We start from the raw sequence: 12,592 nt of genomic DNA, 5'->3' as shown, positions 1-12,592 counted from the left end.
CTCCAGAGAAACGCTCAGGCGGTCACCGCGTCGTGGGCGGTGAGACCGAGCAATTGGGCATGAAGGGTCAGGATGGCGTCGCGGCGTGGCCGGCCGTTGGCGGTGGCCATGCCGCTGCCGGCGGTGAACGGCGCCTGCGCCCGCACCCAGCGGGCCACGCGGGCGTAGTCGGGCAGCGAGGCGTTGGCGGCGTCGATCTCGGCCTGGATGGCCGCGTCGGGCAGCGCGTCGCTCACCGGCCAGACCACGGCACTGAGGGCCGGCTCGCCGTCGCCGAGCACCACCGCCTGCACGAGAGTGCGGCCGCTGCGCAGCGCGGTCTCGACCCACTCGGGCGAGACGTTGCGGCCGAAGGCGGTGATCAGCACATGTTTGATACGCCCGCGCACGTGCACGAAGCCGTCGGCGTCGATCTCGCCCAGGTCGCCGGTGGGCCACCAATCGCCTTGCAGCGGCGGCTGGCCCAGGTATCCGAGCATCAGGCCACCGGCCACCTCGATTTCGCCGCGCTCGCAGATGCGCACCTGCGCATGCGGCAGCGGGCGTCCGGCGCTGCCGGGGCGGTCGGCGCCCGGCAGGTTGAGTGTCTGCACCGACGAGCCTTCGGACAGGCCGTAGCCCTCGTGCGCCGGAATTCCCAGCTGGCGCGCGGCCCGCAGCAGCGGCGCGCCCACGGCGGCCCCACCGACAGCGACCATGCGCAAACCCTGCGGTGCCAGGCGGCCCTGCACGGCCAGCCAGCCGGCCCAGGCGCGCAGCATCTGCGGCAGCAGGATCAGGCTGTGCGGCTGGTGGCGCTCCACCGCCGCGTTGAACACGGCAGGGTCGAAGGACGACGAACCACTCAGGCCCAGCTCGGCCAGTGGCGGCACCAGGCACTCGGCGCCGCGCGCCAGCGGGGCCATCACACCCGCCACGTTCTCCAGCAGCACCGCCAGCGGCAGCGCGCACAGGTGGCGGCGGATGTCCAGCGGCTCCAGCACCTGCACCAGCGCATCGCGCACCCGGTGCAGGCCCGCGGCGCCGAGGCACACGCCCTTGGGTGTGCCGGTGGTGCCTGAGGTGAAGGTCAGCTTGGCCGTGCCGGGCGGCATGGGCAGGCCCTGTGCCGGCAGGCGCAGCGCACACAGCGGTTCGCCCGCCACGTCCCATTGCTCGCACGGAGCCTGCGGCCAGCGCGCGGCCAGCGGGGCGATGGTGAGCAGCGTGTCGACGCCCGCCGCCTGCAGCGCGTGCGCGGTCTGCTCTGGCGTGAAAAACAGTGGCAGCGGCACGTGCACCACACCCGCGTCCTCGGCGGCCAGGTCGGCCACCACCCAGGGCATGCCGTTGTCCAGCAGCGTGGCCAGCACCCGGGTGCCAGCGTGCTTCAGGTGCGCGGTCAAGGCGGCCACTTCGGCGGTCAGTTCGTCGCGGGTCAGACCGGTCTGGCCGTTGCCCAGCGCGATCACGGTGTCGAACGCCATCATGCGTCCAGCCCCCTGGCCTGGCGGCGCTGCAGCCAGCGCAGCGCCGGCTGCATCTGCCCCGCCAGCACGACCGGGTGGTGTTCGTAGTAGCTGCCCCATTCGCCCGCCTGCTCGCCCAGCGCGGTGGCGTCCGCCCGGCCCAGGGCCAGCGGCGTGATGCCCATGCGCACGAACAGGTGGCGCAGTTCTTCGGTCAGCGTGCTCACCACCCACTGCGTGTTCTGCGCGGCCAGGTGGTGGGCCAGCCGCACGATCAGGCGGCGGCCTTCACCGGCGCGCTCGGACGCCAGATGCCCGACCTCGACAATGCCGGCGCGGGCCACCGCCGGCTGGCCCGCGCCGGCCAGGCACTGTTCGACCGGGCGATCCAGGTAGCGCTCCAGAAACAGGGCCCCTTGGTCGGCAAAGCGGTAGCCGGCCGCGGCCACGATGTCACCGCTGTCGGGATCGCGCAGGCACACCAGTTCAGGTGCGAAGCGCTGCACGCGTGCACCAAACCGGCGCGCAAACACCCGCCGGATGAAGCGCTCCACGGTTTCGCGCCCCGGATCGGACTCCGTGCACACGCAGAGCGAGGGTGACGGGTTCGCCGCGGGGAACGAGGGGGCGCATGGGCCACCCGCGGTGGCAATGGCCAGGGGCATCGTGCTTCCTTTTCCAGCCGGTTCGGCCGGACACGGACGCATGGTCTGCGGACCAGATTAAGCGAGTCTTATGGGAGACGTAACAGTGCCCTCACTCCCTAGAATGCAGCTCTTTGGACTCCAGGGAATCCCCATGCAACTAGCGACGTGGAACGTCAACTCCCTCAACGTGCGCCTGCCCCAGGTGCTGGCCTGGCTGGCCACCCACCCGGTCGATGTGCTGGCACTGCAGGAGCTCAAGCTCACCGACGACAAGTTCCCGGTGCAGGCCTTCACCGACGCCGGCTACCACGCGCAGTGGTTCGGCCAGAAGACCTACAACGGCGTGGCGCTGCTGAGCAAGGCGCCCGCCGCCGACGTCATCAAAAACATCCCGGGCTTCGAGGACGAACAGTCGCGCGTGCTCTGCGCCACCTTCGACGGCGTGCGGGTGATCGGCGCCTACTTCCCGAACGGCCAGGAGCCGGGCAGCGACAAGTTCGCCTACAAGATGCGCTGGCTCGATGCGCTGCGCGAATGGGTTCGGGCTGAGCTGCAACAGCACCCACAACTCGTGCTCATGGGCGACTACAACATCACCTTCGACGACGCCGATGTCTGGGACCCGGTGGGCCTGCGCGAGACCATCCACTGCACGACCGAAGAGCGCAACCAGCTCCAAAGCCTGATCGGCCTGGGCCTGCACGACGCGCACCGCCTCTTCGAGCATCCTCCCAAGACCTTCAGCTGGTGGGACTACCGCATGCTGGGCTTCCAGAAGAACCGCGGCCTGCGCATCGACCACATCCTGATCAGCGACGCGCTGAAGGCCCGCACCACCGCCTGCGAGATCGACCGCGCACCCCGCAAGAACCCCCAGCCCAGCGACCACGCACCGGTGGTGCTGACGCTGGACTGAGCGCGGTCACTCCAGATTCAATTCCTGGATCTTGCGGGTGATCGTGTTGCGGCCGATGCCCAGCTTGTGGGCGGCCTCGATGCGACGCCCGCGCGTGTTGGCCAGCGCGGTCAGGATCAGGCCGGTCTCGAAGCGGCGCGTGAGCACGTCCCACACATCGGTGCGCCCGGCTTCCAGCAGCGAGCGGGCTTCGGCCTGAAGACCCAGCTCCCAGGCCGACACAGGGGCTGACGTGGCGGGCGCACCCACTGAGGCCACTGCGGGCGCCTCGTGAACCACAGGAGACCACTCCGCGGGAGCGGCCGTCGGTGCCGGCGCGGCAAACACCGGCGCCACCGGCTCGGCGGGCACCGACAACTCGGGCGGCACCGCATCGCCGACCGCAGACAGCACCTCCGGCGGCAGGTCCTTCACCTCGATCATCTGTGCCGGCGCCATCACCGTCAGCCAGTGGCAGACGTTTTCCAGCTGGCGCACGTTGCCCGGGAAATCAAAACCGCTGAGCAGGCGCAGGGCTGCATCCGAAATGCGCTTGGGCTCCACGCCCAGCTGCTTGGCGCTTTGCTGCAGGAAGAAGCGCGTGAGCATGGGCACGTCCTCTCGGCGCTCGCGCAGCGCGGGTAGGCGCAGCCGGATCACGTTGAGGCGGTGGAACAGGTCCTCCCGGAACACGCCTTCCTTGACGCGCTGCTCCAGGTTCTGGTGGGTCGCCGCGATCACGCGCACATTGGCCTTGACGGCGCTGTGCCCACCGACGCGGTAGAAGTGCCCGTCGGACAGCACGCGCAGCAGGCGCGTCTGCAGGTCGAACGGCATGTCACCGATTTCGTCCAGGAACAGCGTGCCGCCCTCGGCCTGCTCGAAGCGGCCGCGCCGCATGGTCTGCGCGCCGGTGAAGGCGCCGCGCTCGTGACCGAACAGCTCGGACTCCAGCAGGTCCTTCGGAATGGCGGCGGTGTTGATCGCCACGAACGGACCGCCACCGCGCGGCGAGTGCTTGTGCAGCGCGCGCGCCACCAGCTCCTTGCCCGAGCCCGACTCACCTGTGATCAGCACCGTCACGTTGCTCTGCGACAGCCGCCCGATGGCGCGGAACACGTCCTGCATGGCGGGCGCCTGGCCCAGCATCTCGGGCGCGGCCGTCAGCGACTCCTGCGCCACTTCCTCGCGCTGGCTCTCCTCCACCGCGCGGTGGATCAGCTCCAGCGCCTTGGGCAGGTCGAAGGGCTTGGGCAGGTATTCGAACGCACCGCCCTGGAAGGCCGACACCGCGCTGTCCAGATCGGAGAACGCGGTCATGATGATGACGGGCAGGCCCGGCAGCTTCTCCTTGACCTTCTCCAGCAGGTCCAGGCCCGAGCCGCCCGGCATGCGGATATCGCTCACGAGGATCTGCGGCCCTTCGCTCTCGGGCGTCTCGTTCAGTGCCTTGAGGACTTCCTGCGGATTGGTGAAGCTGCGGGTGGGCAGGTTCTCCCTCAACAGCGCCTTCTCCAGAACGAAGCGGATCGATTGGTCGTCATCCACTATCCAGATCGGCTTCATGTGTGCGTCTTCCCTTCCTCAGGCGAGGCGTTTCGGTTTCATGGCAACGGAATCAGCAATTTGAAATCCGTGTGGCCTGGCGCGCTCTCACACTCGATCAGTCCATGGTGCTGCTGCACGAAGGTTTGTGCCAGGGTCAGCCCCAGCCCGGAACCTCCCTCACGACCCGACACCAGCGGGAAGAAGATGCGGTCCTTGATCGCATCGGGCACGCCAGGCCCGTTGTCGATCACATGCAATTCCAGTGCCAGCCGATAACGCTGCTTGCCGAAGGTCACCTGCCGACCCACGCGCGTGCGCAGGGTGATCTGTGCATCGCCCGCCGCGATGCGCTCGGCCAGCGCCTGCGCCGCGTTGTGCGCGATGTTGAGCACCGCCTGGATCAGCTGCTCCTTGTCACCGCGGAACTCGGGAATGGAGGTGTCGTAGTCGCGAACCACCTTCAGACCTCGGGGGAACTCAGCCACGATCAGCGAGCGCACACGCTCGCACACCTCGTGGATGTTCACGTCGCCCACCACATGGGGCCGGCGGTGTGGCGCCAGAAGGCGGTCCACCAGCGACTGCAGGCGGTCGGCCTCGTGGATGATGACCTGCGTGTACTCGGTCAGCTGCTTGTTGTCGAGCTCGAGTTCCAGCAGCTGGGCCGCGCCGCGGATCCCGCCCAGCGGGTTCTTGATTTCATGGGCCAGGTTGCGGATCAGCTCCTTGTTCGCCTGGGCCTGGTCGATCAGCCGCTCTTCCCGTTCCTGCCGGGCCTGCTGCTCCAGCGGGAGCAGCTCGACAATGACCTCGCCCGCCGTGTCGGTCTGCGCCACCACCACGTGGACCGGCAGCGGTTCATGAGCCAGGCGCCGCAGCCAGGCGTCGTACCGCAAGGCAGCGAACTCGTTGACTGCGGCGCCGCTGAGCGCGTTCTGGAGCAGCTGCGGTTCGGTAAAGCAGTCCTGCAGCCGCGTGCCCGTGATGCTGCGACGGGACATGCCCAGGGCATCTTCCAGCGCTGCGTTGGCAAAGAGCACCTGCCCGTCAAGCGAGACCACCGCCACCAGCGTGGCCAGCAGATCCAGCGAATGGAACTTGCCGTGCGCCGAAGCCGCGCGCTGCGCAGCCTTTCCCGGCAGCATGGCCGCATCGACACGGGACAGGGGGAGAGAAAGGTCTGGCTTTTTCAAGCCGGCTATTTTGCGGCAGGTTCGGACGGCCCGCTCGCACCCGGCACCGCAGGAGCGGGTCCCGCGGGGCCCGACGCCGCTGGCGGCGCCACCGGCGCACCGCCCATGCGGGCCAGCTCGCGCCGCAAACCATTCACATCAGCCTCGGCCCGGGCCACCGTCGCCTTGAGTTCGGCCACACGGTCGAGATAGCGCTGGTAGTTGCGCGACTCGATGCCTTCTTTCTCGGGCTGCCCATTGGCGTAGGCCTTCTGCGCCTGGGCCAGCCGCTCTTCTGCCTTTCTCAACTCCATCTCGAGGATCTGGCGGGCATCGCTGTCGCGTGCACGCTGCTCAGCAGAGTCGTTGCGAGGTGCGCTGCGGGGCGCTGTCGACGAACTGGCAGACCGCGGAGCCGCCTGCGGCGCCGGGCCTTGAATGACGGTGATGTTGCCGCCCTCCATCAGCTTGCAGCCCTGGGCCTTCGCCACCGTGGCGTTGTTGGTGTATTCATTGCCACAGCGATAGATGCGCTCTTGCGCCAAAGACGGCAGGCACCACGCCACGGCAACGGAAAGGATCAGGACGCGATGGGTTCTTGCGGCAACGTTCATCTTCGACAACACGTGGGCTCCAGGCGCTGTGGGCGCATTGAGAATCAATTTTCAGTATGACCCAAAAACAGGTCGCATGGTATCCGCCATGACAGGGCGCCCGCGCGCCCGTCCGAACGGCCCAAAAAAAAAGGACGGCCGAGCCGTCCTTTTCATCTGCGAAGCGAGGCCCGGGTGATCCCGGGCCCGCCGTCACAGGCTGTAGTACATGTCGAACTCCACCGGCGACACTTCGATACGGCTGCGGTTGACTTCGCCCATCTTCAGTTCGATGTAGGCGTCCAGCATGGAGTCGGTGAACACGCCACCCTTGGTCAGGAACGCGCGGTCCTTGTCCAGGTAGTCCAGCGCCATGTCCAGGCTGTGGCACACGGTCGGGACCAGCTTGTCCTCTTCCGGCGGCAGGTGGTAAAGGTCCTTGGTCGCTGCCTCGCCCGGGTGGATCTTGTTTTCCACGCCATCCAGACCGGCCATCAGCAGCGCCGAGAAGCCCAGGTAGGGGTTCATCAGGGGATCGGGGAAGCGGGCTTCCACGCGGCGGCCCTTCGGGTTGGCGACGTACGGGATGCGGATGGAGGCCGAACGGTTCTTGGCCGAGTAGGCCAGCTTCACCGGGGCTTCGAAGTGCGGCACCAGCCGCTTGTACGAGTTCGTACCGGGGTTGGTGATGGCGTTCAGGGCGCGGGCGTGCTTGATGATGCCGCCGATGTAATACAGCGCGAACTCGCTCAGGCCGGCGTAACCGTCGCCAGCGAACAGGTTCTTGCCGTCCTTCCAGACCGACTGGTGCACGTGCATGCCGGAACCGTTGTCACCGGCGTAGGGCTTGGGCATGAAGGTGGCCGTCTTGCCGTAGGCATTGGCCACGTTGTGCACAACATACTTCTGCAGGACTGTCCAGTCGGCGCGCTGCACCAGCGTGCTGAACTTGGTGCCGATCTCGTTCTGGCCCGCGCCCGCCACTTCGTGGTGGAACACCTCGACCGGGATGCCCAGCGATTCGAGGATCAGTGCCATCTCGGCGCGCATGTCCTGCGTGCTGTCGACCGGGGGCACGGGGAAGTAACCGCCCTTGACCGTCGGACGGTGGCCACGGTTGCCGCCTTCGAGCTTGGCACCCTTGTTCCAGGGGGCTTCGTACTCTTCGATTTCGTAGAAGGTGTGGCCCGGGGCCGTGCTCCAGCGCACGCCGTCGAACAGGAAAAATTCGGGTTCCGGTCCGAAGAAGGCGGTGTCGCCCAGGCCCGAGGACTTGAGGTAAGCCTCGGCGCGCTTGGCGATGGAGCGGGGATCGCGGTCGTAGGCCTTGCCGTCGGCAGGCTCGATGACGTCGCAGGTGAGGATCAGCGTCGTCTCTTCGTAAAACGGGTCGATGTTGGCCGTGTTCGGATCGGGGATCAGTTGCATGTCGGAAGCTTCGATGCCCTTCCAGCCTGCGATGGACGAGCCATCGAATGCATGGCCGGAAACGAACTTGTCTTCATCGAAGTGAGACACGGGCACGGTGGTGTGCTGCTGCGCACCACGGGTGTCGGTGAAGCGGAAATCAACGAACTTGACTTCGTTGTCCTTCACCATTTGCATCACGTCTGCGACGGTCTTGGCCATCAAATACTCCTGTTGCTGTGTGAGTGGAAAACTGAATTTGACAAGGGCATGAAGCAGTTTCTGTGCCAAAGTTGTGCCGTCGGGTTCAATCAACGATGCGCCAGGCCCCAAGGCGGCGCAGATTATGGCGCAGCACACTGCACCGGCGGTCTGCAAAACCCGGGCACCGGGCGTGATCGCTGCACACCCGACCTGCAACGCCTTTTTTTGGTGCATTCCAACAGTTTGCACACAATTGGTGCAAACATCTATCGCACCAATTCGGGTCCCAATTTCGCACCAAACCGCTCAAGCCCGTCAAGCAGCGACGCAAACGCCGGGGTCACGGCATCTGGGGCGCCCTTGACGCCCAGCTCGATGTGCCGCCCGTAGTCTGGGTGGTCCACACTGGGCAGGCTGAACACCTTCACCGGGTGCTCGCGCTCGATGGTCTCCATGAGAGGGGTCAAGGTGGCCTCCATGGCCCCCATGACCACCACCGAGCGCTCCTGCCACGCGTCTTGCCGGTGCAGATGGCGGTACGCCCCATCCAGCAGCGCTTCGATCATCGGCCAGGCCATCACGGGAAACCCCGGGACAAAATGCACGGAACCACCACCAGGCCCATCGCAGCTGAACCCGGGAATCTTGTTGTACGGGTTGGGAATGATCCGCGCGCCGACCGGGAACACCCCCATGTTCAGCCGGTGCATGTTGTCGGACCTCTCGGGGTCGTGAACCTCCCCCTTCTCGGCGGCCACGTCCCTCATACGCTGCTCAATAAGGTCGCGGGCCTCGGGGTGGAGCGCCAGGCCCACCTGCAGTGCCGCAGCCGCGCACTGGCGCGTGTGGTCGTCGGGCGTGGCCCCGATACCACCACAGCTGAACACCACATCGCCGCTGGCGAACGCCTCTCGCAGTGCGTCGGTGATGCGCTCGCGGTCATCACCGATGAACCGAGCCCACGCCAGCGAGAGGCCTCTTCCCGCCAGCAGTTCGATCACCTTCGGCAAGTGCTTGTCGGCGCGTTTGCCCGACAGAATCTCATCGCCAATGATGATCAGACCAAACGCCGGTGGGTTCTCTTTACTGGTGTTCATGGAGGTCAGGCGCCAGGCGGCGGAAGAACGGTGGTGGGCGGCAGGGTCTCCAGCGGCATGGCTGGTTGACCTCCTGGCTCAGGATCCAGGACCTCCACCACCTGCGCCGCGCGCATCCGCTGCAGCGCCGCCAGCGTGAAATGTGCGAACCACAGAGACGCAAACGCAAATACCAAGGTGTAGATCCAGATGGCCACCGGCACCAGCAAGGGCGCCAGCGCCACGAACATGGCACCCGATGCCCAGAGCAGGCTGGGTGCCGCGCCAAGATACCCGCTGAGGATGCCCATGACCAGAAGGCTGCCACGGTGTTCACGCAGGATGGTCTTGCGCTCGGCACTGCTGGCATGCTGCGCCAGTGCGTCATAGGCAAACACGCGGTAGGTCAGCCAGCCCCAGATCAGCGGCGGAAGGATGAGCACCAGCGGCGGAACCAGCCACAGGGGCATAGAAAGAACCAGTACCACCAGGGCCACCAGCGTGGACCCCAGCGACCACAACAGACCGAGAACGAAAGAGCCACCACGCCTGCGTTCGAGCAAAGGAAAGCGCCTTTGCGCAACCAGTTCAACCATGGACGGAGTCATGAACACGGCGACCAGCAGCAGGCACAGCAACACGATCACCGGCGTCGCCAGAACCAGGACCACCAGCGGTGCAAACACCGTCCGCATGGAGCCTAGGCCGACGCGATCCAGCCAGCCCAGAAAGCCCTGAACCAGTTCATAGGTCTGCAGCCACTGCGTGACGGCATCGACAGACGTGTCCCAGAAGAAATAGCCCAGCCCAAAAGACAGTGCGACCATCAGCACCAGGGGCAGGAACGACAAACCGATCACCCGCGGGTGCATGCAGTACACCACCGCCCGCCAGAACGCATCAAACAGCTGAGTCATGCAACGAGAATACCGGTTTTCCCGCCAGCCAGGCGGCACGCGAAGCGGAGACACGATGGACAGCGTCATCATCCACGGCACCCGCCTGGAAGTTCGACACATCCCAGGCCCGACCGGCCGCTCGCCGTTGGTGTTCCTGCACGAGGGGCTGGGCAGCGTGTCCATGTGGACCCAACGAGGCCGCGACTGGACGATGGAACTGTGCAACGCCACCGGACGGGCCGGCTGGGTGTACTCCCGGAGAGGCTATGGGTGCTCGGACTCCGTGCCCGACGTGCGCGGGGCGCCCCATGCCGGAGAGTTCTGGCACACCGGACGGCACGAACCCGACTACATGCACCGAGAGGCCCTGGATGTGCTGCCGGCCTTGCTGGAGGCACTGGGCATCGACGCGCCCGTGCTTGTGGGCCACTCCGACGGCGCCACCATCGCGCTGCTGCACGCCAGCCGGCATCCGGTGACAGCCTGTGTGGTCATGGCACCCCATGTGTTTGTGGAGGATGTCTCGATCCGGTCCATCGAGCAGGCCAGGTCCGCCTACATGCAACCTGGGGAACGGGGCCTGCGAGCGCGCCTGGCGCGCCATCACAAGAATGTCGACAACGCCTTCTGGCAATGGAACGACATCTGGCTTGAACCGGCATTCCGGGGTTTCGACATCCGCCACGAATGCCAAAACATCCAAGCGCCTGTGCTGGCTATTCAAGGAGCCAGCGACGAGTACGGCACCCTCCAGCAGGTACGGGACATACAACCCAAGAACGCTGCAGCCCGCACCCTGGTGCTGGAAGCTTGCGGGCACAGCCCGCATCGGGACCAACCCGACGCGGTGCTCGCTGCCATTGGGGAGTTTCTGTCCGAACTCCCGTGAATCCCCCGTTTGTGGGATGGCAACACACCTCCAGCGCCGGCAAAATGCCCGGTTGGCCGCTCGGAAACCGGCATGAAACGCGCGCTCACGACCGTGGGCTTTGGTCGGCGAGTGGCTCCAATCCCCCAAGGAAATCACGCAAACGACGTGTCAAATTGCGACAAAACTGCCCGTTTGCGCGATCATCCAACTACATTTGGTCACACTCCGTCACTGAAACTTGCATGATCGCCTGGAACAACCCTTGGCTGCTTTCCGTGCTGGTACCCGCTCTGCTGGTCACCGGCGCTTGGATGTATCGCCTCTGGGAGAGTCGCAAAGCCCGGGCCCAGCGCAGGATTCCCAAGCGGTGGCCACTGGATACCCGGGTGATCGCGAACTCAGAAGAGCTGCAGGTGTGGCACTGGCTGTCCCGGGCCTTCTACGATCACCACGTGATGATCAAGCTGCCGGTCACCCGCTTCACCCTGCCCCGGGAGAAGCAGCAAGGAATGGACTGGTACCGGCTGCTTGGGGGCGTCTACTGCACGTTCACCATCTGCAAGTCCGACGGGCGGGTGGTCGGCTGTCTGGACGTGCCTGGACGGGCGGGCATCCCGAGGAGCACGCGCCAGCTCAAACACTCCCTTCTCACGCAATGCGGACTCCCCTACTGGGTGGTTCGTTCGTCCAGCCTGCCCACGGTTTCCGAAGTCCGCAGCGAGTTTCTCGGCGAGACCCCCACCGCGCAGAGCATGCGTGAGCACGAGCAGGAAGAACGGGCCATCATCGCTGCACAGGCCAATCTGCGCTCTGCACTGAACCGCCAGCGCAGCACCCGTCACAGTGACTTCAGTCCCCTGTCGACCTGGCCCGGCAGCACCACAGGTGATTCACGCGTCAGTGATCTGGGCTCCCAATGGCAGGACAATTCGTTCCTGATGCCGCTCGACAGCCGCAAAGGCGACCTGCTCTGACCGGGTCGCCCCGTCAAGGGGCTCATTGTTTGCGGCTCAGGTCAGCCACTTCGTCGGCCGTCAGCCACCGCCAATGTCCGACTGGCAGCTCATCGGTCAGTTCAATGCTCCCGATCCGGGACCTGTGAAGCCCCTCCACCCTGTTCCCGACAGCGGCCACCATGCGCTTGACCTGGTGGTACTTGCCCTCCGTCAGCGTCAACTCCAGGTGGTTCGGCCCCAGAGCCCGGCACGCCGCTGCACGCACTGGCTTCGGATCGTCATCCAGCACGACGCCATCCATCAGGCGGACTGTCTGACGCTCATCGAGCGGATGTTTCACCTGCACCTGGTACACCTTGGGCACATGGTGCTTGGGCGACGTCATCCGGTGAATGAATTTGCCATCGTCGGACAGCAGCAGCAGGCCCGTGGTGTCCTGATCCAGCCGACCCACCGCCTGCACCCCGGCGGCGGCACCACCTCCCCGCTGGCGCAGCGGGGCCGGTAGCAGCGTGTACACACCTGGATGAGCCCCAGGCTTCTGGGAGCACTCGAAGCCAGCCGGTTTGTGCAGCATCAGGTAGGCGTACTCCTGGTAAGTCCAGCGCACACCCTGCACCCAGAACACCAGGCCGTCCTCATCCAGCATGATTCCAGGGTCCGTGCAGGGGTTCCGCGCCTCGCCCAGATCGACGAAACCCTGCTGGACCAGTCCGCAGCAGACGCGACGGGTTCCGAAGCCCTGACTGAAAAGGATGTCCTGCAACGCGAGCATGACAAAACAACAATGAAAAACCCCAGCCGGTGACGGCTGGGGTTGGATGAATGGTGGAGCTGGGGACACCCGAACGATGACCCAACCTGTTGATTTATATG

The 12,592-nt window shown here is 65.9% G+C and carries 12 protein-coding genes; 3 read left to right on the top strand and 9 right to left on the bottom strand.

All coding sequences use genetic code 11. The features are described from left to right. Positions 1-14: 14 nt before the first annotated feature. Together HPS01S_RS11780 and HPS01S_RS11775 are read right to left on the bottom strand one after the other, a co-directional pair. Positions 15-1,469: an AMP-binding protein gene (locus HPS01S_RS11780; protein ID WP_255284204.1), complete on the bottom strand. Its 1,455-nt coding sequence runs from the start codon at positions 1,467-1,469 to the stop codon at positions 15-17. Next, complete coding sequence (locus tag HPS01S_RS11775) at positions 1,466-2,113, bottom strand: thermostable hemolysin (protein ID WP_066155886.1); 648 nt, start codon at positions 2,111-2,113, stop codon at positions 1,466-1,468. Before HPS01S_RS11775 ends, HPS01S_RS11780 begins: the two co-directional genes overlap by 4 nt. A 133-nt stretch (positions 2,114-2,246) precedes the next feature. Between HPS01S_RS11775 and HPS01S_RS11770 the strand changes: the two genes are divergently transcribed. Next, positions 2,247-3,011: an exodeoxyribonuclease III gene (locus HPS01S_RS11770; protein WP_066155883.1), complete on the top strand. Its 765-nt coding sequence runs from the start codon at positions 2,247-2,249 to the stop codon at positions 3,009-3,011. 6 nt (positions 3,012-3,017) lie between these two features. Here HPS01S_RS11770 and ntrC read toward each other — a convergent pair whose 3' ends face one another. The 6 genes from ntrC to HPS01S_RS11740 form a co-directional block, all read right to left on the bottom strand. Then, entirely contained in the window at positions 3,018-4,556 is a 1,539-nt protein-coding gene (gene ntrC, locus HPS01S_RS11765) for a nitrogen regulation protein NR(I) (RefSeq protein ID WP_066155880.1), read from the bottom strand. Positions 4,557-4,594: 38 nt separating this feature from the next. Further along, positions 4,595-5,683, bottom strand: a complete 1,089-nt coding sequence (glnL, locus tag HPS01S_RS11760) for a nitrogen regulation protein NR(II) (RefSeq protein ID WP_066155876.1) — start codon at positions 5,681-5,683, stop codon at positions 4,595-4,597. A 53-nt stretch (positions 5,684-5,736) separates the two neighbouring features. Beyond that, a complete protein-coding gene (locus HPS01S_RS11755) occupies positions 5,737-6,324 on the bottom strand; it encodes a hypothetical protein (RefSeq protein WP_307173835.1) in 588 nt (195 codons plus the stop codon). A gap of 192 nt (positions 6,325-6,516) precedes the next feature. After that, on the bottom strand, positions 6,517-7,932 hold the full coding sequence (glnA, locus tag HPS01S_RS11750; protein ID WP_066155873.1) for a type I glutamate--ammonia ligase: 1,416 nt from the start codon (positions 7,930-7,932) through the stop codon (positions 6,517-6,519). 248 nt (positions 7,933-8,180) lie between these two features. Next, complete coding sequence (locus HPS01S_RS11745; protein ID WP_066155870.1) at positions 8,181-9,011, bottom strand: competence/damage-inducible protein A; 831 nt, start codon at positions 9,009-9,011, stop codon at positions 8,181-8,183. A 5-nt stretch (positions 9,012-9,016) separates the two neighbouring features. Continuing rightward, positions 9,017-9,907, bottom strand: a complete 891-nt coding sequence (locus tag HPS01S_RS11740) for an EI24 domain-containing protein (protein ID WP_084397319.1) — start codon at positions 9,905-9,907, stop codon at positions 9,017-9,019. A 55-nt stretch (positions 9,908-9,962) separates the two neighbouring features. On the opposite strand from HPS01S_RS11740, the gene HPS01S_RS11735 reads away from it, so the two are divergent. Together HPS01S_RS11735 and HPS01S_RS11730 are read left to right on the top strand one after the other, a co-directional pair. Continuing rightward, positions 9,963-10,778 carry an alpha/beta fold hydrolase gene (locus tag HPS01S_RS11735; protein ID WP_066155867.1) on the top strand — a complete coding sequence of 272 codons (816 nt, stop codon included), beginning with the start codon at positions 9,963-9,965 and terminating at the stop codon, positions 10,776-10,778. Positions 10,779-11,002: 224 nt separating this feature from the next. Continuing rightward, entirely contained in the window at positions 11,003-11,734 is a 732-nt protein-coding gene (locus tag HPS01S_RS11730) for a DUF2726 domain-containing protein (RefSeq protein ID WP_066155863.1), read from the top strand. Between the two features lie 22 nt (positions 11,735-11,756). On the opposite strand, the gene HPS01S_RS11725 is transcribed toward HPS01S_RS11730, so the two are convergent. Next, entirely contained in the window at positions 11,757-12,491 is a 735-nt protein-coding gene (locus tag HPS01S_RS11725; protein ID WP_066155861.1) for a 16S rRNA pseudouridine(516) synthase, read from the bottom strand. Positions 12,492-12,592: the final 101 nt, after the last annotated feature.

This window comes from Hydrogenophaga pseudoflava NBRC 102511, assembly GCF_001592285.1.
GTDB classification, from domain to species: Bacteria; Pseudomonadota; Gammaproteobacteria; order Burkholderiales; family Burkholderiaceae_C; genus Hydrogenophaga; species Hydrogenophaga pseudoflava.
This window is presented reverse-complemented; position numbering and strand designations above follow the sequence as displayed.